The sequence below is a fragment of the Streptomyces longisporus genome, assembly GCF_039532765.1.
Classification (GTDB): Bacteria; Actinomycetota; Actinomycetes; order Streptomycetales; family Streptomycetaceae; genus Streptomyces; species Streptomyces longisporus.
Map to the genome: position 1 here is coordinate 138,955 of NZ_BAAASG010000028.1, position 21,939 is coordinate 160,893.

Here is a 21,939-nt window from a genome sequence, read left to right on the forward strand (position 1 = left end):
TCAGTGACGTCAACCGTGACCCGCCACAACTTCCCCGTGGACAACGTGGATGAAACCATGGCACCGATCATCCAGAGCACCATAGAGGCGCTCTCGGAACTCGAGACCTCAGAGTTCGACCGTTTCGACGCTCTGGATTACGCACTGACCGTCGCAAAGTGGACCTGTCTGACGGATCCCTCAGCAGGGGAGTTCCCGACATGGGAGGCGTGGGTCACCGCGATGCAGGTGGGCTCAGGCTTGTTCATCTCAGGGGTCGCCGCGGAAGGCCTCGTTCCGTGCCGTATCGGGAGCAAAGGTGAGATCAAGAACCTCCCCGCGACCGGTCCTCAGGAATACCTGCACGCGGGCAATTGGCTCACCTCGTACTACCTGGCTGTGATCTGCAGGGACAACGCGCGCCTCGACCAACTGGCGCGTATTCCCGCCTCGTTCCTTCGCGCCTCCGGTGTGGAGTTCGACGAGTACATCTATGCGTGGGTGGAGACGCTGCAGAACGCCTGGTTCGGCCGCCAGGAGACCTGGGACACGCTGACCACCGCCATCAACGGCACAGACCCAGCGGCGCCACACATCGCCAGTGCCGAACTCATGCTCAAGATCCTCTACCCGCCGCTGGAGATCTTCCATCGCTACCAGCGGCAAGAGCCGGAACCGTTCAACGCGGCCCTGGCAGACGCGGTCACCTGGCACCGCGAGTACTGGACTGGCGATGCCACACGGCCCACGAGCAGCGAAGGACTAGTGGCACTGGGCCCACTGGCCATCGCCTGCATGGCCTTCGACGCAGACATCCCTGTCGAAGTCGAGTCCGAGTACCTGCCCAAGCATCTCTTGGAACGGACGTGGGTCGGTGAATTCCCCACGTGATACGCCGGAGCCTCCCGCCTTGGACGCCGGCACATCAACATGAAGGACGTAATGGTCGATAGGGCAGGAAGCGGTGATCTACGTCCAGGCCGTCGCGCCACCAACGATTCGGAATTGAGCCATGCCAGCCCAGGACTACGACAGCCAGCTCCTCGAGTCGGTTTCCGTCCGGCGGCGTCGGCTCCGCGATGCCGTGCTGTTCGGCGGCCAGCGGCAGCGCCGCACCGTGGACGAGCGGCTGGGCAAGGTGTTTGCGGGTGTGGTGATCGCCGCGGTGTTGTGTGCCGGGTGCGTGGGGTGGTCTTTCGTTTCGCATCGAGTTCTGGGCAAGGCCTCGAGTCCGTACGGGACCTCGACTACGGCACCGTCCTCACCGTCTGCCGAAACACCGATCGGTGCGCCTTCCGCCCGGTGATAAGTTCGAACGCGTGATTTCTACGGGGGCATCGAGCCGTGCGGGGCTGGCGTTGAGCCGGGTCACTCTGGTTGGTGAGCGACGGCGGGTCGATCTTGTACTGCCGTCGCAGGAGCCGATCGGGCGGCTGCTTCCCGAGGTGATGCGGCTGCTGGACGATCGGATTGGTACGCGGCCGCAAACGCGTCATCTGGTGGCGGCCGACGGCAGTGTCCTGGACCCGGACGCCACCTTGGAGTCGGCGGCCGTGGCCGACGGGGCGGTATTGCGGCTCGTGCGTGTCGAGGACGCGCCGTCCGCTCCCGTCGTCCACGACGTGACCGATGAGGCCGCCGACGATCTCGACATACGGGCCTGGCGATGGCGGCCCGCCGCGCGACGCGTTGTCGCCGGGAGCGCGACGGTCGGGTGGGCGCTCGCCGCCTCCTTCCTAGCACGCCAGGCGTTCGCCGCGCAGACTGTGGGTGCCGTCCTCCTCGTCATCGCCGCGCTCGCCGCAGCCGCTGGTGCGGCGTTCGGCCGGGCCGGACTGCGCGGGCTCGCCGGCACACTCCTCGTCACCGGTGGAGCCCTTGGCGTGTTCGGCGTGTGGAGCCTGGCCGATGCCCAGGACTGGTCGGGCGCGGTGCGGCTGGCGGGTGTCGCCGGAACGGTGGCCGTCTCGCTGCTGCTGCTCGGGTGGTGCTCGCCACTCGGACGCGGCGGCGTCTTCGGGGCTGCTGCGATCCTCGGGAGCGGGCTGTGCTGGGAAGGCGCGCTCGCCTTCCAGCCGGCGGGACGGGCCGCGGCGTTGCTCGCCGTCGTGTCAGTGGTCGTTTTGGGACTGCTGCCTCGCTTGGCGTTGATGGCGTCCGGGCTCTCGGGGCTCGACGACCGGCGCTCGGGCGGCGCCTCGGTGAGCCGCTATCAGGTGTCGACGGCGCTCGCGGCCACCCACCGCGGGCTCGCCCTCGCGACGATCGTGACGGCCCTTTCCGCCGCCGTCGCCGGGGCGCTCGTACTGCGTACGACCACGGTGTGGACGGTGCTGCTCGCGCTGGCCGTCACGCTGGTGCTCGCGCTGCGGGCACGGGCGTATCCGCTGGTCCCTGAGGTCGTCGCGCTGCTCGTGGCGGCCGCGGTGGTGGCGGTTCGGCTGGCCTGGGTATGGCTGGAGCGCTCCGGTGCGGTCGGGCCGCTCGCGGCGCTGGTGGTGCTGGCGGTCGTGCCGCTGGCCGTGCTCGTGGTGCAGCCGCCCGAGCATGTACGGGTGCGGCTGCGCCGGTTCGGCGACGTACTCGAGTCGGTCGGAGTGATCGCACTGTTTCCGCTGGTGATCGGCGCCTTCGGGGTGTACGGGCGACTGCTCGGCACCTTCGCGTGAGCGTGAGGCGGCAGGCATGACCAGGGCTCAGGGCGGCGGTTGGCAGGAGGAGGTGCTGCGCGAACTGCGGGGCAGCGCGCCGACGCCGGCCGCTCCGAAAACCGCGGCCACCGCGAACGACGCCTCGGAGCCCGGCGGCTTCGAGCGCGGTACTACGGCGAGCCAGAAGGAAGCGGAAGGCGCCAAGGCCCCGCTCCCGGTCCGTCACACCGACGAACCGCGTCCCAATCCGGGGCAGCCGTCTGTCCCGCACACCGACTCGGCTGCAACAGCCGGTGACATACCGCGGGAGACGCCCGCGAACCCGACCGGGTCGGCGGAGCAGCTCCCCCAGCCTGTGTCCCAGCCTCGTCCTTTCACTCCCCACGCCACACCGAACAGCAACGCCCTTGCCCAGCCGGCGCCTGCGCGGAATCCCCAAGGGCAAGCCATCCCGGCCGCCCACCCCGCCGTTCCCTCCGCAGCCCCACCAGCCGCAAGCGGCAGCCCCATCACCCGTCACCGCCCCGCCACCCCCGCCCTCCCCTTCCCCACCCCCGAATCCGTCCCCACCATCGACCCCCGCCTCGCGCTCGCGCTCGGCAAACCGGCCCACGGCGACTCCATGGCGCGCCGGACCGGACAAACCATCCGCCGGCTGACCTCGTCGGCCTCCCAGGAGGTCGCCGAGGAGACCCGGATCGGACGGGAACTGCAGCAGCCGGTCACCACGGGCCGGGTGATCGCCGTGACGTCGATCAGGGGTGGCGTCGGCAAGACGACAACCGCCGCGCTGCTCGCCCGCACGTTCAACCACTATCGGCACGATCCGGTGCTCGCCCTGGAGGCGGACGCCGCGCTCGGCACACTGCCGGTGCGGCTCGGCGCCGATTCGGTGCGCTGGTCGTGCACCGAACTGGCCCACATCCTCACGCCCCAGATGCATCTCACTGACATCACCGGGTACTTGGTGCCGGTCACGGACGGCGGCTGGTTGCTGCCCGCCAGCCAGGGACGCCTCGGCCCCCCGCTGGACATCCGCACCTACCGCACAGTGACGCTGGCGCTGCGCCGCTACTTCTCCGTCACCGTCGTGGACTGCGAGACCCTGCCCGGTGAAGTGGCCCGTACCGCGATGGACACCGCACACGCCCGCGTAGTGGTCGCCCCGCTCACCGCCGAGGGCGTCGGCGGTACACGCGTCGTTCTCGACTGGCTCGCCCAGTTGCCGCACGAGGCCCTCGCGTCCACCGTCGTCGCCCTCACCTCGGGAACACCCGACCAGAACCTCGACCTGAAGACGGCCACAGCGCATCTGCGCGAAACAGGGGTCAGCATCGTGCACCTGCCTTACGACCGGCATCTCGCGGCCGGCGGACCCATCCGTACCCAGCTGCTCGGCTCGGGCACGCGCCGCGCGGCCACGCAGCTCGCGGCCCAGGCGCTGCAGCGGGCGGTGCGAGTCCGATGACGCAACACCTGATCCACCGCCCGGCCCGGGCCACCCGCCCGCTGCCCGCGGCCGAGGCACGCACCATCGAGCCACCGCCGAACCTGCCCGAGGGAAAGATGGGCACCGCCGCCACGGCACTGCTGCCGATGGCCGGTGTCATGTCGTCCGTGGTGATGATGACCGTCATCCGGTCCAGCCAGTTCGCTGGCCTCGGCGCGGTCGTGCTCGTCATCGCGCTGCTCGGGGCCGTGGCGCTGTTCTTGTCGCAGCGCGGCAAGGCACAGCGCCAGCGGAGAGTGCAGCGCGAACGGTATCTGGAGTATCTGGAGGAACTGCGCGAGGAGTTGGGCACGGCCGAGCGGGTACGGAGGCAGGCCGCACGGGAGTTGAACCCTCCGCCGTCGGCCCTGTACGACCTGGTGCGCGATCCGGCGCGGCTCTGGGAACGGCGGCGTACGGACGCCGACTTCCTTCAAGTACGCATCGGCGTCGGCGACGTACCCGTACAGGACGTGGTGGTCGGGCAGAACTCGGCGAGCGGGGTGCTCACGCCGCCGGACCCGTTCATGCTCAACGAGGCGCGGGCGCTGCAGGCCCGGTTCGCGACCACGACCGACCATCCGCTGACGGTTCCGCTGGACCGCGCGGGCAACGTGAGCGTGGTCGGCGACCGCGAGGGCGTCCTGCGCGTCGCTCGGGCGCTGCTCGTACAGGCCGCCGTCACGCACGCGCCCGACGACGTCGCACTCGCCCTGGGCGTGCCCGGGGAGCACATGACGGAGTGGGAGTGGGCGAAGTGGCTGCCGCACGTCCTGCATCCGGACGAGCTGGACGGGCCGGTGGCCGCCAGGCGCATCGCGCCCGATCTCGCCCAGTTGGCGCGGGTCGTCGCCGGCGACCTGAAGAAGCGTTCCTCTTACGCCGCTGAAGTGCGCCGTGGCCTGTCCGACCGCACCGCGCTGAGTCTCGGCAGCCGGCTGCTCGTGGTGAGCGACGACTACGGCCACAACGCGACCGAACTGCCCCGCCCCGACGCGGCCGTTGCCCTCGCCGACATGGGCGTGACCGTTGTGCACTTGCTCGCCGAGCAGGTGCACGAGCCCGATCAGGTCGCCGTGCGGATCACCGTCGACGGGGAGCGGGTCACCGTCGACGATCTGCGGGGCGAGCACGTCGTACGAGTCTCCGGCGTCCTGGATCCGGTCAGCGCCGCCGGCGGCGAAGGGCTGGCCCGGATGCTGGCGCCACTGCGCCTGTCCCCGGAGTCGGCGGCCGACGGCACGCCGGTGTCCGGCCCGGTCGACTTCCCCCAGCTGCTCGGCATCGACGAGCCGGCCGCCCTGGACCTGGCCCGGCAGTGGGCACCGCGTGGTGAGCGTGACTTCCTGCGGGTGCCGATCGGCCTGGACGACCGCCACGAGCCGGTGCTGCTCGACCTGAAGGAGTCGTCCGAACTGGGCATGGGGCCCCACGGGTTGTGTGTGGGCGCCACCGGTTCCGGCAAGAGCGAGCTGCTGCGCAGTCTCGTGCTCGCGCTGGTGACGACGCATCCGCCCGAGGATCTGGCGATGGTGCTCGTCGACTACAAGGGCGGCGCCACCTTCGCCCCGTTCACGGGCCTGCCGCACGTGGCGGGCGTCATCACCAACCTGGAGAACCAAGCCGGTCTCGTCGAGCGCGTGCACACCTCACTGGCCGGTGAGATCAAACGCCGCCAGCAGGTCCTCAAGGATGCGGGGAACATCGCCGACATCGGGCACTACCGGGCGCTGCGCGCCACCGCACGTCCGGACCTCGAACCCCTCCCGCACCTGTTCGTCGTGATCGACGAATTCGGCGAACTGATCACCGCCAAACCGGACTTCATCGACCTGTTCCTCTCCATCGGCCGCATCGGCCGCTCCATCGGCGTACATCTGCTGCTGTCCAGCCAGCGCATCGAGGGCGGGAAGCTCAAGGGCCTGGAGACCTATCTGTCGTACCGACTGGGGCTGCGCACCTTCTCGGCCGACGAGTCGCGTACGGTCCTGGAGACCACAGACGCCTTCAACCTGCCCCCGCTGCCGGGCTTCGGCTATCTGAAGGTCGACACGTCCACGTACACACGGTTCAAGGCCGGCTACGTCTCCGGCGCCTACCGCGGACCGGTGCAGCGCGATGCGGTCGCCGACGACGAGCCGCTGGCCTGGCCGTACCCGCCGTACAACACGCTGGAGACGCCGACCGGGCCGACGGCGGGACACGACGGCGCGGCCGTGCCACGCGAGCGCGACAGCGGACCCACCGTCCTGTCCACCGTCGTGAACCAGCTCGCGGACGCGGCCGGACCGGTGCGGCGGATCTGGCTACCACCGCTGCCCGACGCGGTGACCCTGACGGGAGCGGCCGGGCCGGTGCAGGCATCGGCGGACGGTCTGCAACTCGCCCGCAGGGAAGGCCCGTTGCGGATTCCGCTAGGAGTCTTGGACGACCCAGCCCGGCAGTGGCAGGGCCGCTGGATGCACGACCTGAACACCGCAGGCGGACACACGGCCGTCATCGGCGGCCCACAGTCCGGCAAGACGACCCTGCTGCGCACCCTGGCCCTCTCCCTCGCCGTCACCCACACCCCGCACGACGTCGCGCTCTACGGTCTCGACCTGGTCGGCGGCGGTCTGAGCGCGCTGTCCGGCCTGCCGCACGTCGGTGGGATCGCGGGGCGCGCCGATCACGAGCGCGCCGCCCGCACGGTCGCCGAGGTGCGCACCATGCTCGCCGAACGCGAGGCCCTCTTCCGTGAACACGGCATCGACTCCGTCGACCAGCTGCGCACCCTGCGCGCCAAGGGCGAGCTGCCCGAACTCGGCTCCACGGATGTCGTCCTGCTCGTCGACGGATTCGGCGCGCTGCGCGACGAGTTCGCCGACCTGGAGGACGCCGTATCCGACGTCCTCAAACGCGGCAGCGGCTACGGCATCCACGTCGTCGCGGGCATGCTCCGCTGGAACGACGTACGCATCGCCACCCAGTCGATGTTCGGCAGCCGGATCGAACTGCGCCTCAACGACCCCGCCGACTCCTCCGTCGACCGCAAACTCTCCGAGACCCTGGCCGCCGACACCCCCGGCCGCGCCCTCACCGACGGCAAACTGTTCGCACACGTCGCCCTGCCGCGCCTCGACGCGCTCGCCCAGGCCACGGACCTGGGGCCGGCCCTGGAGGACGCCATACGCTCGGTGCGCGCCACCTGGCACGGCGAACAGGCGGCTCCCGTACGGGTGTTGCCGACCCGCCTACCCGCCCAACGCCTGCCCTCCACCGCCGAGGTACCGCGCGCGATCCCGATCGGCGTCGACCAGGAGGCCCTGTCCCCCGCCGTCCTCGACCTGTTCGGCACCGACCAGCACCTGCTCGTCCTGGGCGACAACGAATGCGGCAAGACCAACCTCCTCAAGCTCATCTCCCGCGCACTCGTGGACCGATACGGCGACGACGAGCTCGTCTTCGGCATCTTCGACCCGCGGCGCGGCCTGCGCGGCGTGATCCCGGAGCCGTACCGCGGCGGCTACGCACACAACGCCAAACTGTCCGCCGCCCTCGCCACCGGCATCGCGACCGAACTGGAGAAACGACTCCCGGAAAGCGCCGACCCGGACACGATGAATGACAAACCGGCCTTCACCGGTCCCCGGATCGTGATCCTCGTCGACGACTACGACATCCTCACCGCCGCCGGCCAGCAGCCCCTCGACCCGTTCCTGCCCTACATCTCCTCGGCCCAGGACATCGGATTGCACTTCGTCGTCGCCCGCCGCGTCGCGGGCGCCTCGCGCGCGCTCTACGAGCCGTTCCTGACGACCCTGCGGGAGACCGGCGCCACGGCTCTGGTGATGACGGGCGACCGTACGGAGGGCCAGCTCTTCCCCGGCCTGTACGCCTCCCCGCAGCCGCCCGGCCGGGGCACCCTGGTCCGCCGCGGCCGCCGCCACCAACTGATCCAGACCGCCCTCGCGCCCGAGACCGACCCCGTGGAGAACCCGGCGTGACCAAGGACGTCATCGCGCTCACCCCGAAGATGCCCGACACCCGCTCACTCCTGGCCGGTCTGCACGCCGGCGGCCCGGAGCTGAGCCTGACCGCCACGGACGACGGCGCGGTCCTACAGCTGTGCACGACGGGCGGGCGCCCACTGATCTCGGTCGAGGCACCGGTCCTGGTCCATGTCCCAGGCGAGGCGGAACGCCTCCTCGGCGGTCAAGTAACCGCGCCCGAGCTGCCGTTCTGGTGGACGGAGACCCGCGCCTCCACGGCCGTACCCGAGGCTGAGCGCTTCGCGGGGTCTGTGTGCGGGCGCCTGACGATGCTGCTCGGCGGAACCAGCTGGCCGCCCGGCGCCGCACACACGGCGCACGTCCCGATCCCGGACGACTCGACGGGCGCCCAGCCGCAGACACCTGCCCCGGCACTCCCCATCGTCGACGTCCTGACCGACTCGACCGCGGTCGTCCTGGCCGACCGCCCACTCGCCCCTCTCACCGCCTGGCTGTCGGACCTACTCCGCACCGCCGCACGAACAAGCCGTGCCTTCCACCTGGTCACACCACCCCACGTCCGCCTCACACTGCCGCTGCGCACCGCACTGGGCGGCGCACCGAACCGCTGGGTGATCCAGAACCCGGCGGGCGGCTACTACGACGGCCTCTCCGGCGTACAACTCGCTTGGCGAGATGGCACGTTCGCGCCGACCGACAGCACGGTCGCCGATGCCTTCACGGCAGCGAGCACACCTGCTGAGCAGCGGCAACTCGCGGTTTCGTTCCGCACGGTGCACGCGCCCGAGACCGACCTCGTACTCGGCCGCGCCCTGGAGGCAGCCTGGCGCCACCTCACTGGGGCGGCGCCTACGGGCTGGGGTACGGCGGAACCGGTCAACCTCCCCTGGTCCCCACGCCAGCTGACCGACCTCGCCCGCGACCGAGCCCCCGCCCCGACCCACCTCATCGCGATCGGCAACTCCGACCACCCCGCCATCGCCACCCACCGCATCACCCGAACGACGGCAGGCGTGGCCGAGGACACGACCCTCACGCTCGGCTACGCCACACCCGCCGAAGTGCCCCTAACCGCCTTGGAATCCCTCGCCGCCACGCTCGTCAGCTCACACGGCCTGGCGACGATGCTCACCACTCTCCGCAACGGCCGCACCGACCTCACCCTGCCCGCACACCTGGAAGCGCCACCCCTCCCGGTGTCCTTCACTCTGGGCCCGCGGGACGTACGCACCGTCGGCCTCACTCATGCGCGCCGCCCACCTCTCGCGACGAAACCGCGACAGCTGGGCTCTTCCAGCTACCCGGCCCTGCACTACGCGCTCGGAGACGGAACCGACGCCGAAGCCTGGACGGCACTTCAGATGCTGACCAGCCACCTCAAGGACAGCCCGGGTGTTGCCAGTTCGGCATAGCAGCCGAACCGCTGGGTCTTGTTGCGTGAACAACCCGGACCTGGGGAACTGGCGTTCGTTCACCCCGAACAGTCCGTCACGATTGCGCCACACCACCCACCCGTCACGTGCCGGGCGTCCATGATCGCCGGCATGAACAAAACCCTCGCCAGCGCCGCGCTCGCCACCGCCCTCCTCACGGGACTCACCGCGTGCAGCAACGGCACGTCCAACAGCGGCTCGGGCTCGTCGCAGAAACCCAGTGCCACCGCGAGTAAGCCGCTCACCGCCAGCACTGCGTTTGCGTCCATCTCTGGCAAGATCAGCTCCGCGAAGCTCTCCGGCACGGTCACAGCCGAGAACGACCCGAACCACCTCCTCGGCCGGCCGAACCAGTACACGTCGAAGGTCACCTTCACGGACAGCAGGATCAAGGCGGCCGACGTGGCCGGTACAGAGAAAGGTGACGTCGAACGCGGCGGCGCCATCGAGGTGTTCGGTAGTCCGGCCGATGCGGCAGCCCGCGCCAAGTACATCCAGGCAGTCACCAAGGCGATGCCCGCCCTCACCGAGTACGACTACGTCAACGGCACGGTCGTCATCCGCGTCTCGCACTACCTGACGCCCGCGCAGGCAGCCTCGTACAAGACCGCGGCCGCACACCTCTCCTGAGGGGGCACGGTCGCCGTCCGCCACCAAGGCCTACGCCAGCACGACATGGAACGCCGCCGACCTTGACGTCCGCGTCTACCCGACGGCCTGCCACCGGCAGACGCGGCAGCACCTGGCACCGACCCGGACCTCACTCAGCTCGGTTGAGAGAACGCGCTCCGCGTCCCTCTGAACCGGGGGCGCGGGGGTGGTCGGGACCTTCGATCGCGCCCATGTCAACGGCCGCCCCCATGGACACCGATCCCGGGCCGGGCTGTACGCGGGGGACAGCCACGTGATTCGTGACGGCTAGAACGCCCACCGCGTGACGAAGACGTAAGTCTTCAGCCGAGCGGCGTGGTCGGCCATCGACACCTTCCAAGGGGCAGGGTCCTCGGCGGCGATCTCCCGCCACAGCTCAGTTACGGCAGCCGCAAACGCGCCCAGCGCCTTCGGATCGGACTCATGCCAGGACGGAACACGCTGCGCCCAGGAGACCGCCTGGGCGGCTGTCGCCCCCGCCTCCATGATCCGCAGCGCAAGCATGAACGGATCGATCCACGCCGCGCCCCGGGTCGGCCACGCCCAGTCGATCAGGCGGGCTCTACCACTGTCGATCAGAACGTTGTCCGGCGCAAAGTCCGTGTGCAGCAGCGCTTCCCCAGCGAACAGCTCTGCCTGCCCCTCCTTGGCGTACTTTCCCCACCGCTCCACCGCCGTCTTCAGGTGGACGTCACCAGGTGCGCTGACCTCTTGCAACTCGACGAGCGCGGCCAGCACGAGTGTGAGGTCGTCGTTGTTCGTGTAGTCGGCGTGGCGGCCATCGACTGCCTCGTAGCCGAGAAGCACCCAGCCGCCTGCTTCCACGTGCCACAGCAGTCTCGGGCAGGCCGCAGGCAGGTAGGGGCTGATCGCGATCTCCCTCTTCTGGGAGGCGACTTGCGGGTGGTCGGCTGGGATGCCCTTGACGAAGACGATGCCGGTCTCGGTGTCGAGGAGGGCAGCGACGGCGCTGTTGATGCCACCGCCGACGGTACGGGTCGTGGTGATCCGGCCCGTCTGGATGGTGACCGCTTGACGAACAGCGGGAGGAAGATCATCGAAGGCGACACGAGGCATGGACACGGGGCGCGGTTCCTCGGGTGGTGAGCGGGCGGGACGCTGCCCTGGCCAGCGTAGGCCGGGGCAGCGTCAGACGGAGACTCGGCTAGTACGGGTTGTCGTCACCGGCCGAGCAGTTGCACCCGGCGGCCTGAGCGACCTCCATGTCAACGTCGCCGATGATCCGGACCTCCCCCCTGCTGATCGCCGGAATTTGGACCGGTACGGGCAGGATCCTGGTCGCGGTCACGTCCGGGCGGCGTCCGATGGTGACCATCACCGGCTCTGGTCGGCTTGGCGTTGCGGTGGGTGGAGTCATGATCCGTAACCTCCGTGTTGGCAGTAGAGCGATCGGTTGTCCCCCGCCTCCTGGTAGAGCTTCGCCAGCGGTCGGCACGTCCTGCATGTCGCGGCCGTCGTGCAGCCGGAGCATCCACCTGTGCGGAGCTGTAGGGACTCGGCGACGGAGCCGAGCAGACGAAGGCCTTCGAGGCCTTCAGTCATGAGGTTCACGCTCGGATCGCGGCCCACTTTGCAGACGGATGCGATGCCGTGCGGATTGACGTGGAAGAAGGTGTGACCGGCGTTGCAGCCCTGGAAGACGCTGCGCGGTCTCAGATGATCGGCGGCCTGCGCGACGAGCGGGTTCGCTTCGCCATCGATCGTCGGCGACATACTCGAGTACACCTGGTACGGAAAGCCCCATCGATCCTCGGCAAGCCGCAACATGGCGTCCAACTCATGCTCGTTGGCGTCGGACACGATCACGTTGAGGCGTACGGGCAGGCCAGCCTCACGCGCCGCATCAAGGCCACGGGTGAAACGGATCCACGCGCCGCGGTTGCGGGTGACCGCCTCATACGTTGCCTCGGTCGCGCCGTACAGGCTCACTGTCAGCCGGTACGGCCGGTATCGGGCGAACAGGTCACGGACGGCGGTCTTGTGAAGCTGTGATCCATTCGTCGACACCTGCACCATCAGGCCGAGCTCGTGTGCGTATTCGTAGGCCGCAGCGAACTGCGGGTCGATCAGGGCCTCACCTCCGGTGATCTGCAGCCACAGCACACCGGCGTCACGCGTCATCTCCAGGAGGCGCTTCTTGTCCTCCCACGCCAGACCGGCAAACCTCTTCTCGCCGAGGTAACAGAAGCGGCAGTCATAGTCGCACCCGAGGTTGATCTCCCATGACGCCTTCACGAAGCCGTACGGCGACGGCTCACGGACGAGCATCACTGCTGAGAGCCTGTCCTCTGGCAGGGTCGTCCCCCACGCCTCGGAGGCCGCGTCGTGTAGCCAAGCCGGTACCACGTGACCTTCGGCAGCAGCGGCACGCAGTTCCTCGAAGCTCGACTGGTGTATCTGGACGCCCTCGGCATGGCCGGGTCGCAGGATCAGGTACTGCCCCAGGAAAGGGCTGGCAAGCAGACTGTGCATGGCGTTCCTCGCATGTCACGTGGGCGGGAGTCGGAGAAGCAGGCTGGCCAGGAGTGTCGCTGGCCTCGGGGCTCACGGGCTCTAACCGCTGAGCGCAGACGCGCTGGACTGCTGGTGGCACAGCGCGTCCAGAGCCCGGCAGGTCAATGCAAGGTCTTCCATGTGGACGGCGGCCGTTCGATGGTCCGAGCTCGGCTCGTCATCGAGCGCCTTGCGAGCGCGAATGAGGAGCCAGCGCGCGGTCTCGCGGTCGCTGGTGTCTTCGTGTTGCCCTTCGATCGCCGCTTCCAGCTCGGCGACCAGTAGTTCCACGTGTCCATGCAAATAGCGCGTCAACGTGTCGACCTCACTCCGATCTGGAATCGTGGCGGGCAGCCCACTGCTCAGTTCCAAGGCTTTGCTCCAGGCCTGGCGGGCCAGATCGGAGTCGAGCAGCCGGCTTTCAGACACCGGGCTGCTCCTTCTGCGCGGCCAAATGGAAACGGCCCAGGTTGGCCATCTGTGCAACCGCGTCGACTTGGCAGACTGCTTCGGGGCGATCCGGCGGCACACACCAGGAAGATCGGGCCAGGTATCGGGTCGAGTCGATGCTCAGATGCGGGACGCCGAGATAGGTCCCCCCGATGAGGCAGGCCGTATCTGGTACCCGCCAGGGCATGCAGGGGTCGGCCGGGACCAGGCAGTAGTACCGCGCCGATTGCCGATCGACGAATACCGGACCGCCGAGCAGGGCGGCGTCAAGGTAGTCGTCGACCCGGGCGCGGTCCTCGCTACGGGCAGCCGCGAACACGAGGTCGGCCGGAACACGAATGGCAGAGAACTGAACGCCACAGCGCAGGAGGGCAACGTCCATGGTCTGCCACTCAGCCCGCGCCCGAGCCGGATCGTCGGCAGCCTTGAGAAGCCATTCGGTGACGTCCAGCTGGTGATCGGCGCGGGTGTGTACGACCACTCCGTCTTCCGGATCCAGTGTTGTGCGTCCGGTTCCTCTCCTCGCCACTCGGTGCAGTCGACCGGGCGACATCGCCGTAAGCGGTGACACGTTCGAGCCATTTGTGCAGTTATCGAGGTCCATGGGCAACTGCCTCCCTATTACGCTCAGTCAGGGACAGCTACGACGGTAGATTTCCGGCGTCACAGCCTGAAGTGACTGTGAGTACAGGTGGTTTGCACTCGAACCCCGGGAACGGACACCCCATGCGGCCAAGTTCACGCCAAACCTTGACCAGCAGTACGGGAACCCCGACGCGCCCCCGTTCCGGCCTGATCTCGGGGTACGTCCTGCGTCTCGTCAGGGAGCAGCAGGGCTACACGCAGGAGGAACTCGCCGAGCGCCTGTCAGTCTCCACGGACACCATCGCCGGCTGGGAGACAGGACGCCGCCCGCTGACCTCCGTCCCGGTGGGTCAAATGCTCATGCACCGTCACCGGCTGATGCAGATGGGCACCCCGTCCGCTCTTCTTCAAGCCCTCGAGCGCGCTCTGGAAGCGGATGTCCTCCTGTCGACCGTGCTCGACTGTGATGTCCCGGTCGAGGAAAGCCCGCTGGGGGCGATGGTGATGCAGCGAGAACTCGGCGAGGTGTTGGCCTGGCCACTCAACGGCGTACCGCCGCAGACCATCCGGGACTTGCCTGAGCCACCGCGGCCCCGACGCGGCCCTGCACCGACCGGCCCTCAGCTCAGCCAGCCGGAACGCACAGAGTTCTTCTCCACCATGCGGCGCACCGCCGAACAGGCCCGTGGCGAAGGCCAATTCCTATTACGCCGCCAAGCCCTCTACCTCTCCGGCTACGACACACAGACCGATGCGGCGGACTGGCTCGCCCACCAACAACGCTCCGAGCGACCGAACGACTGGCTGACCCTTTGGCTCAACTCTCGCAGTGTCGCGGCCGTCGCCGCCCGGCAAGGCGACCACGACCGCATGAGCCACTTCATTGACACCGCGCTCATGGACGACGACGCCGGCGAGGCCGCCAACCTGAACTACTGGGCTTACTGGGTCGGCGAGATGCAGCACACGGAGCTGTCGGACGACTTCATCGCCAACCGCACACCCCGGCCGTGGCCCGGCGACAAGCTCCTCGCACACCTCGTCCAAGGACTGGCGCCGCGCCACGGCTACGTCGACCTCAACGTCCACACCCTGTGGTCACTGCTGCAGATCCGCCCCCACCTGCTCCGATCGGGTGCAGCAGCCTGGGCCCTGCGCGATCGCCTCCCCGTGATGTTGGATAGCCGGGAGCTCTCGTTGCGCCGACGACGGGAGCTGGAAAGCATCCGGTACGCGATCCGCCTCGCCGAGGCGTGAGAGGAGCCCCACGGTGTCCGAGGACCTGACCGCGGTCGCCCGTTTCCTGTACGAGGCGGGCACGCTGAAGAACACGGCTCGCACCGGATGGTGGATGGCCGGCGTGCAGCATCCTGAGTCGGTCGCCGAGCACTCCTGGCGCACCGCCCTCATGGCAACGATCATCGCGAAACTGGAGGGGGCCGACCCGGCACGGGCCGCGTTCCTTGCCGTCTGGCACGACTCCCAGGAAACCCGCACCGGGGACGTCAACCACCTCGGCAAGAAGTACACCGGTGGAGAAGCAGACCCTCGCGACATCACCGCCGACCAAGTGGCCGGTATGCCCGAGCTCCTGGCCGAGGCGGTACGTGACTTGGTCGCCGAGTACGAGGCCAAGGAGTCCCCGGAAGCGATCTGCGCGCGAGACGCCGACAAGCTGGAGTGCATGATCCAAGGCATCGAATACCGGGACCAGGGCTACGCCAATGCCCAGCGGTGGATCGACAACAGCCGGCGGCGGATCGTCACCAAGACAGGTCAGGCGCTCGCTGACGCGGTGCTGGAGACAGGTTCCCTGGACTGGCTGCGCGTGGCGCTTGGCGAGTGAAGACTCCGCATGACTGAACCCTCCCCCGCCCCCTCCACGTGATCGACACGCTCACCTAGGATGGCGAACACCATCTCAGCGGCCCGACGGGCTTCCTGATCCGCTTGCGCGGCGGACATCGGAGGACATGCCCCCACCCGCACGAGTCTTCTTCGTGCTGCCTGGGGGCAATTTCTTGCTGTTCCGTGAGTCCGCGGCGTCCGTGGCCGCCCGCCTCCTCGAAGGGTCGCTGGCGCTGCATCTGACCGAGAACTTCCGTCACCAGCACGGCCGGAGCCCTGCCCAGGCGGAGATACGGTCTTGGCAACGCAGCCTTCCCGCGCTCGTCAACGCGCTCATCGAGGCCGGGCTCGACGACGTCGAAGTCATCGTCGAGTACAGCCTGCCCCTCACCAGCAAGCGTGCGGACGCCCTGCTCGCCGGTGTGCACCCGACAACCGGCCAGCCCTCGTACGTCGTTGTCGAACTCAAGCAGTGGAGCGCGGCCTACCCGGAGGAGGGCGAGCCGCTGCTGTGCCGCATCGACGCATACGCGCAACCCGTGCTCAACCCGATCGAGCAGGTGCGGGGCTACTGCGAGTATCTGCTGTCCTTCAACGGGGCGTTGGAGCGGATGCCCGACTCGCTGGCCGGCGTGGCATTCCTGCACAACGCGACCGAGTTCCAGATCGCGGGGCTGCGGGGAGTCGAGGAGAACCAGTACGGCCGGATGTACACCGGGGAACAGCGCGGCGCCTTCCTGGACTTCCTGCGCTCGCGGCTCGCCGCCAAGCCTGGCGCACAGGTGGCCGACGTACTGCTCGACGCCAAGGTACGGCCGTCGAAGCAGCTGATGTCCGTCGCGGCAGCAGAGATCCGCGATCGCGAACAGTTCGTGCTCATCGCCGAGCAGCGGGTCGCGTACGAGAAGGTGATGTCCGCCGTCCGTAAAGCCAAGCGCGGCAACCACAAGCAGGTGGTCGTGGTGACCGGCGGCCCCGGATCCGGCAAGAGCGTGATCGCGTTGTCGGTCCTGGGCGAGCTGTACCGCCGCGGAGTACCCGCGCTGCACGCAACCGGGTCGCAGTCCTTCACCAAGACCATGCGCAGGGTCGCGGGGCACAAGAAGCGTGAAGTGCAGCAGCTGTTCAAGTACTTCAACAGCTTCATGGACGCCGAGCCCAACGACCTCGACGTGCTGATCTGCGACGAGGCCCACCGTCTGCGTAAGACCTCCGCCAACCGCTACACCAAGGCGGCACTGCGTACCGGACGGCCCCAAGTGGCGGAACTCATCGACGCGGCCCGGGTCCCCGTCTTCCTGCTCGACCAGCACCAGGTCGTACGTCCCGGCGAGATGGGAACCAGGCAGGAGATCGAACGGGCCGCCGCGGCAGAGGGCCTGGACTGCACAGTGGTCGAACTGGACGGCCAGTTCCGGTGCGGCGGCAGCGACGCGTACGAGAAGTGGGTCATCGACCTGCTCGGCCTGGACGGCGGCAAGCCAAGCCAGTGGGAGCCCGACGGCAAGCTGCAACTGCTCACCGCCGAGACCCCGCAGGAGCTGGAGGACTTCCTCGTCGCGCGCCGGGAGGAGGGCTACGGCGCCCGCATGTCGGCCGGGTACTGCTGGAAGTGGACCACAAAGATCACCCCCGATATGACGTCACTCCCCACAGACGTGGTGATCGGCCAATGGGCTCGCCCCTGGAACGTGTACGGCGACCGCTCCGTGCTCGGCGCCCCGCCCGCACCCCTTTGGGCCACGGACCCGGCCGGTTTCACCCAGGTCGGCTGTGTCTACACCGCGCAGGGCTTCGAGTACGACTGGTCGGGCGTGATCATCGGTCCCGATCTGGTCTGGCGAACGGACCGCTGGGTCGTGGACCGCACGGCTTCGAAGGACCCGTCTTTCACCAAGGCGACGCCGGATGACGACGTCGACCGGCTCATCCGCAACACGTACAAGGTGCTGCTGACGCGGGGAATGGTCGGGACGATTCTCTACTCGACGGACGCGGAGACCCGCGAGAAGCTGCGGTCGCTGATTCATCCGGCGTCGCGGGCGGAGGTACCTCAGCTCGTGTAGTTCCGCGCATGGGAGAGGTACCCGTCGTGTACCACCGGGCGGTGGAGCCGCTTCGCCGCCCTCGGCCGCGAGAGACGTCGTCCGGTGTCGATGCCGCCCTCATGAGAGCGGTGCACTTCCGTACGACGCAGCTCTACGCCCTGGACGACGGACGGGTCCCTCAATTCCACCCTGGTTCGGTGGGCACGTGGCAACGCACCTGCTTCCCAATGGTGGACCTCCGCACGTGCCATCCCGGCGCGAGCAGGTCGACCATGCCCAGCCCGCGCCCGTCTTCGGCCTCAGCGCTGTCGAGCGGCGTAACCCGGCGCCTCGGCAGCGCGCCTGGGTCGGGGTCGTGGACGTTCACCGCGACGCCGTACGCCGTGACGTACACCTCCACCACGAGCGGTACGTAATCGCCGTAGGCACGCACCGAGTTGCCGACAAGTTCCGAGAGGACGAGCTGCGCGGAGTCGACGGCGTCCTCCTCAATGCCCCGAGCCAATAGTTCGGCACGGGTCAACCTCCGTACGGCACAAAGGTTCTGAGGCGAGGCGGAAACATGAGCGACGAAGCCATGAGGGCGAGTACGGAGATAGAAGCCGAGGGCGGTGGGTGTGAGGGGTGGCGTGGGTGCGGTGGTGCTGAGGAGCGTTGGGTGAGCGACGAGGGGCGGATTGGGGTGCATGTCGTTGAACCTCCTGGACGATCGGCTGGACTGCTCCAGCTTCAGCCAAGGCCGCACTTTTCTCCCTGAGGTAGAAAACTTCCAACCCAAAGGAGTGAAGTTCTCGCTACGGTGTGCGATCCACGCGGAACCGTTGCCAGACTCCGCACATGCCCAACTCACCACTCGTACCGACCGTTCGACGCCGCCGACTCGGCGCGAGCCTGCGTCGCCTTCGCAGTGACGCCGGGATGACGCTCGATGCCGCTGCCGGAGCCATGGGCTGGAGGGCACCGAAGCTCTCGAAGATCGAGGGCGCCACCCAGTCGATCAGGCCCGCGGATGTGGAGGCCCTGCTGACGGTCTACGGGGTGAAAGACACCCAGGTAAGGGATGCTCTGAGCGCCCTCGCTCGGGACGCCGGCAAGAAGGGCTGGTGGCAGACGTACAGCGCGATCGTCTCGCCCACCTACGCCGACTACATCTCCCTCGAATCGGACGCCGAGACGATCTACGCATGGTCCCCTCTGGTCATCCCCGGTCTGTTGCAGACAGCCGCCTACGCCCGCGAGACGATCGCCGGCGCCACGACGTCACGCACACCCGAGGAGGTGGCCGCCCTGACGGAGGTACGGATGGCTCGGCAATCCGTGCTCTCCCGCCCGGGTACGGCCCCGGAACTCTGGGCCATCGTCCACGAAGCGGCACTCCACCAGCGCTTCGCCGTACGCCCCGCAATCATGCGTGAGCAGCTCCGGCGGCTTCTCGACGTCTCGGAAATGCCGAACGTCACCGTGCAGTTGATGCCACTGGACTCCACCTCACACCCTGGCGTGGTCGGCGGTTTCACCCTGACCGGCTTTCCCCAACCGATGCCCTCCGTAGTCCTCTTGGAAAACCTCAGCGGCGCGACATACGTTGAGGGCGACGACGCGACGCCCTTCGCCAAGGCCTTCGAACGCATCCGCGCGACGGCGCTTCCCGTGGAGGACTCGCTCGCAAGGATCGCCGAGCTGGAAGAGGGCCACCGGAAGTGAACGACCTGAAGGCTGAGCTGTACGCGTACGACCTCACCGAGGCGATATGGCAGAAGGCATCCGCCAGCGGCGCGGAACACGACTGCGTCGAGGTCGCAGAACTCCCCAACGGCGCAAGGGCGGTCCGCGACTCCAAGAACCCCCGACGCGCCCCTCTCTGCTTCACCGCTTCGGAGTGGGCTGCCTTCCGGGAGGGCGTCATCTCCGGGGAACTCTGACTACACCATATTGGTCTTCGCCCTCCGGTGGTCCTCTCGACGGCACGCATCCGCGTCATCGACGCCATCGCGGTCGCTCAGGGACTCCGGAGCCGTGTGCGCAGGTTCCAGTCGCAGGCATCCTGCCGCGGGAACTTCCCGAAAGCCGGGTCAGAACCCCGGCGGCAGACGAGTCGGGCTATACGCCGGGTTCTGTACCGAGGGTCCTCGCGGACGTCTCGGCGACGGCCATCCATCTAGGGCCGGTGTTGCCACCGGCCTCGTGCGGTCTACCCGGGGGCTCGGGCGGGCAGCCCTCTAACGCCTCCGCAGGAGCACCTGGGCGCTCCCTTTTGACCTTGCTCCGGGTGGGGTTTACCTAGCTGCCCAGGTCACCCTGGGCACTGGTGGTCTCTTACACCGCCGTTTCACCCTTACCCGGCACCGAAGTGCTGGGCGGTTTGTTTTCTGTGGCACTGTCCCGCGGGTCACCCCGGGTGGCCGTTAGCCACCACCCTGCCCTGTGGAGCCCGGACGTTCCTCGGGGAACCCCTCAAGGGGACTCCACGCGGCCGTCCGCCCGGCTCGTCTGCCGTGTGGACCATGCTACCGGGCGTCCGCCCTTCGCCGGACCGGAGGCCGCCGTCGCCAGGACCGAGCCCGCCAGGATCAGGGTGAAGGCGATCGCGATGCCGAGGGTGAAGGGCTCGCCCAGGAACAGCGCTCCTGCCGCCACCGCTACCGCCGGGTTGACGTACGTGAAGACCGTCGCGCGGGTCGGGCCCACTTCCTTGATCAGTTCCAGGAAGCCCACGAAGGCGAGTGCCGTGCAGATCGCGCCCAGGCCGATCAGGGCCGTAAGGACAGAGGCGGAGGGGACGGACGACGGCCAGGTCGCCGCCGCCGGCGTTGCGTAGACCAACGCTGCCAGTGCCAGGCAAGGGGTTATCAGCTGCAAGGTCGGGACGTTCTTCAGCCAGCGGGCCGCGATCAAGGGTGCCGTCGCGTAACCCAGCACCGTCAGCATGACCTCCCCCAGGGAGCGGGCGTCGCCGCCGGTCAGGTGGGGGACGGTCAGGACGCCTACGCCCGCCAGGCCCAGGGCCAGGCCTGCGCCCCGCCGTAGACCCAGCCGCTCCGTATCCCCGAAGAAGCGGGCCAGCACCACGCCCACGATCGGCACGCCCGCGATCAGCAGGCCCGCCGTCGAGCTCGACAGGTGGCGTTCCGCGTCCGTGAGCGTGAACCACGGGCCGATGATCTCTATGCACGCGAAGGCCAGCATCGGCAGCCAGTGGGTGCGGACCGTGCGGATCAGGCCGCCCTGCCGTATCGCGAAGGGGAGCAGGAGGAGTGCGCCGAGTGCGCAGCGCGTGAATACCACCATCGACGGGGACAGGGGGGCGTCCACCGCCACCTTGATCATCAGGTAGGGGATGCCCCAGACCACTCCCATCAGGGAGAACAGGAACCAGCCGCGTGCAGTCATGGAGACAGAATCGGCCCACCGGCTATCTGGCGTCTTGAACGCTGTTGCGGTACGCCGCCGGGGTCACCCCCAGCACGCGGCGGAACCAGCGCGTCAGGTGGGCCTGGTCCGCGAAGCCGACCAGGGTGGCCACCTCGGCCGGGCGCAGGCCCGACTCCAGCAGCCCGCGCGCCCGGTTCACCCGGTGCTGGGCCAGCCAGGCGTACGGCGGTATCCCCATCGTCGTACGGAAGGCCCGTAGGAGTTGGTAGCGGGACAGGCCCAGGTCGGTGGCCAGGTCGGCCAGGGAGGGAGGCTCCAGCAGTTCGTCGGCCAGGCGGTCGCGGACCACGAACGCGATGTGGTCGGCGCCCGGCAGCGCGTCCGGCGCCGAGCGGGCCGTGGAGTGGCGGCGGGCCAGGGCCGTCAGCAGCCAGGGGAGGCGGGATTCCGTCTCCAACGGGTCCGGGCAAACGCTGAGTTCGGTGTGGGCGAGGCGGAGGGCGGTGACCAGCTCGGGGTCGTCGATCACCGGTTCGCGGAAGTGCGGGAGGCCGCCGAGGGTGCCGTCGGCGAGGAGGGCGGGATCGGCGTACAGGGCGCGGTAGGCGTAGCCGTCGGTGGTGGTCTCGGGGCCGCCGGTGTGCATCTCGCCGGGGTCGAGGACGACGATCGAGCCGGGGCCGGTACGGACGTGGCCGCCGCGGTAGTCGATGACCTCCGAACCGCCGACGCAGACGCCGATGGTGTACTCGGCGTGCGCGTGCGGGGCGTAGACGTGTCGCTGGAAGCGGGCGGTGAGCAGGTCGAGGGGCGGCCCGCAGCGGCCGAGGCGCGCGCGGGTCCACAGTGCCTGCTCGCTCACCGTGCGCCCCCATCCGTTCGGTCTACGTCTCCGTCGTCGTACGGGGTGCAACAAACTCCGGCCCG

Annotated in this window: 18 protein-coding genes, 1 other RNA gene and 1 pseudogene; 12 read left to right on the forward strand and 8 right to left on the reverse strand. The window is 68.8% G+C overall.

What is annotated here, in order from left to right; all coding sequences use genetic code 11:
• Positions 1–3 precede the first annotated feature (3 nt).
• From ABD355_RS41565 to ABD355_RS41595, 7 genes are all read left to right on the forward strand, one after another.
• Positions 4–870: an immunity 49 family protein gene (locus ABD355_RS41565; protein ID WP_344406445.1), complete on the forward strand. Its 867-nt coding sequence runs from the start codon at positions 4–6 to the stop codon at positions 868–870.
• A gap of 121 nt (positions 871–991) precedes the next feature.
• Positions 992–1,285 carry a hypothetical protein gene (locus tag ABD355_RS41570; RefSeq protein ID WP_344406446.1) on the forward strand — a complete coding sequence of 98 codons (294 nt, stop codon included), beginning with the start codon at positions 992–994 and terminating at the stop codon, positions 1,283–1,285.
• Between the two features lie 13 nt (positions 1,286–1,298).
• A complete protein-coding gene (gene eccD, locus ABD355_RS41575) occupies positions 1,299–2,648 on the forward strand; it encodes a type VII secretion integral membrane protein EccD (protein WP_425585853.1) in 1,350 nt (449 codons plus the stop codon).
• Between the two features lie 16 nt (positions 2,649–2,664).
• Positions 2,665–4,098: a CpaE/TadZ family protein gene (locus ABD355_RS41580; RefSeq protein ID WP_344406447.1), complete on the forward strand. Its 1,434-nt coding sequence runs from the start codon at positions 2,665–2,667 to the stop codon at positions 4,096–4,098.
• Entirely contained in the window at positions 4,095–8,105 is a 4,011-nt protein-coding gene (gene eccCa / locus ABD355_RS41585; RefSeq protein ID WP_344406448.1) for a type VII secretion protein EccCa, read from the forward strand. Before ABD355_RS41580 ends, eccCa begins: the two co-directional genes overlap by 4 nt.
• The gene (locus ABD355_RS41590) at positions 8,102–9,523 is read left to right on the forward strand and encodes a DUF6177 family protein (RefSeq protein WP_344406449.1); all 1,422 of its coding nucleotides are present in this window, start codon (positions 8,102–8,104) and stop codon (positions 9,521–9,523) included. The genes eccCa and ABD355_RS41590 overlap by 4 nt, the downstream gene beginning before the upstream one ends.
• Before the next feature lie 132 nt (positions 9,524–9,655).
• Positions 9,656–10,174: a hypothetical protein gene (locus ABD355_RS41595; protein ID WP_344406451.1), complete on the forward strand. Its 519-nt coding sequence runs from the start codon at positions 9,656–9,658 to the stop codon at positions 10,172–10,174.
• Positions 10,175–10,462: 288 nt separating this feature from the next.
• Here the strand turns inward: ABD355_RS41595 and ABD355_RS41600 are convergent, their stop codons facing one another.
• The 4 genes from ABD355_RS41600 to ABD355_RS41615 all read right to left on the reverse strand — a co-directional run bounded on the left by ABD355_RS41600 (position 10,463) and on the right by ABD355_RS41615 (position 13,763).
• Positions 10,463–11,272, reverse strand: coding sequence for a phosphotransferase family protein (locus ABD355_RS41600; protein ID WP_344406452.1), 810 nt, complete (start codon positions 11,270–11,272; stop codon positions 10,463–10,465).
• Between the two features lie 297 nt (positions 11,273–11,569).
• A complete protein-coding gene (locus ABD355_RS41605) occupies positions 11,570–12,688 on the reverse strand; it encodes a radical SAM protein (protein WP_344406453.1) in 1,119 nt (372 codons plus the stop codon).
• 81 nt (positions 12,689–12,769) lie between these two features.
• Positions 12,770–13,138, reverse strand: coding sequence for a DUF6415 family natural product biosynthesis protein (locus ABD355_RS41610; protein ID WP_344406454.1), 369 nt, complete (start codon positions 13,136–13,138; stop codon positions 12,770–12,772).
• Entirely contained in the window at positions 13,131–13,763 is a 633-nt protein-coding gene (locus ABD355_RS41615) for a hypothetical protein (RefSeq protein ID WP_344406455.1), read from the reverse strand. The genes ABD355_RS41610 and ABD355_RS41615 overlap by 8 nt, the downstream gene beginning before the upstream one ends.
• A gap of 122 nt (positions 13,764–13,885) precedes the next feature.
• Between ABD355_RS41615 and ABD355_RS41620 the strand changes: the two genes are divergently transcribed.
• The 3 genes from ABD355_RS41620 to ABD355_RS41630 all read left to right on the forward strand — a co-directional run bounded on the left by ABD355_RS41620 (position 13,886) and on the right by ABD355_RS41630 (position 17,658).
• Complete coding sequence (locus ABD355_RS41620) at positions 13,886–15,001, forward strand: helix-turn-helix domain-containing protein (protein WP_344406457.1); 1,116 nt, start codon at positions 13,886–13,888, stop codon at positions 14,999–15,001.
• A gap of 13 nt (positions 15,002–15,014) precedes the next feature.
• Positions 15,015–15,590 (forward strand): HD domain-containing protein, encoded by a 576-nt coding sequence (locus tag ABD355_RS41625; protein ID WP_344406459.1) that lies wholly within the window; start codon positions 15,015–15,017, stop codon positions 15,588–15,590.
• A 175-nt stretch (positions 15,591–15,765) separates the two neighbouring features.
• Complete coding sequence (locus tag ABD355_RS41630; RefSeq protein ID WP_344406460.1) at positions 15,766–17,658, forward strand: DNA/RNA helicase domain-containing protein; 1,893 nt, start codon at positions 15,766–15,768, stop codon at positions 17,656–17,658.
• Positions 17,659–17,818: 160 nt separating this feature from the next.
• Here the strand turns inward: ABD355_RS41630 and ABD355_RS41635 are convergent, their stop codons facing one another.
• Positions 17,819–18,328 carry an ATP-binding protein gene (locus tag ABD355_RS41635; protein WP_344406461.1) on the reverse strand — a complete coding sequence of 170 codons (510 nt, stop codon included), beginning with the start codon at positions 18,326–18,328 and terminating at the stop codon, positions 17,819–17,821.
• A gap of 149 nt (positions 18,329–18,477) precedes the next feature.
• Between ABD355_RS41635 and ABD355_RS41640 the strand changes: the two genes are divergently transcribed.
• Entirely contained in the window at positions 18,478–19,344 is an 867-nt protein-coding gene (locus ABD355_RS41640) for a helix-turn-helix domain-containing protein (protein WP_344406462.1), read from the forward strand.
• Positions 19,341–19,562, forward strand: coding sequence for a DUF397 domain-containing protein (locus ABD355_RS41645; protein ID WP_344406463.1), 222 nt, complete (start codon positions 19,341–19,343; stop codon positions 19,560–19,562). Before ABD355_RS41640 ends, ABD355_RS41645 begins: the two co-directional genes overlap by 4 nt.
• 165 nt (positions 19,563–19,727) lie before the next feature.
• Here the strand turns inward: ABD355_RS41645 and rnpB are convergent.
• The 3 genes and pseudogenes from rnpB to ABD355_RS41655 all read right to left on the reverse strand — a co-directional run bounded on the left by rnpB (position 19,728) and on the right by ABD355_RS41655 (position 21,874).
• An RNA gene (rnpB, locus tag ABD355_RS41650) (RNase P RNA component class A) lies at positions 19,728–20,129 on the reverse strand.
• Between the two features lie 118 nt (positions 20,130–20,247).
• Positions 20,248–21,030, reverse strand: a pseudogene (locus ABD355_RS44815) (DMT family transporter); the annotation flags it as partial.
• A 22-nt stretch (positions 21,031–21,052) separates the two neighbouring features.
• Positions 21,053–21,874: a helix-turn-helix domain-containing protein gene (locus tag ABD355_RS41655; RefSeq protein ID WP_344406465.1), complete on the reverse strand. Its 822-nt coding sequence runs from the start codon at positions 21,872–21,874 to the stop codon at positions 21,053–21,055.
• Between the last annotated feature and the right edge of the window lie 65 nt (positions 21,875–21,939).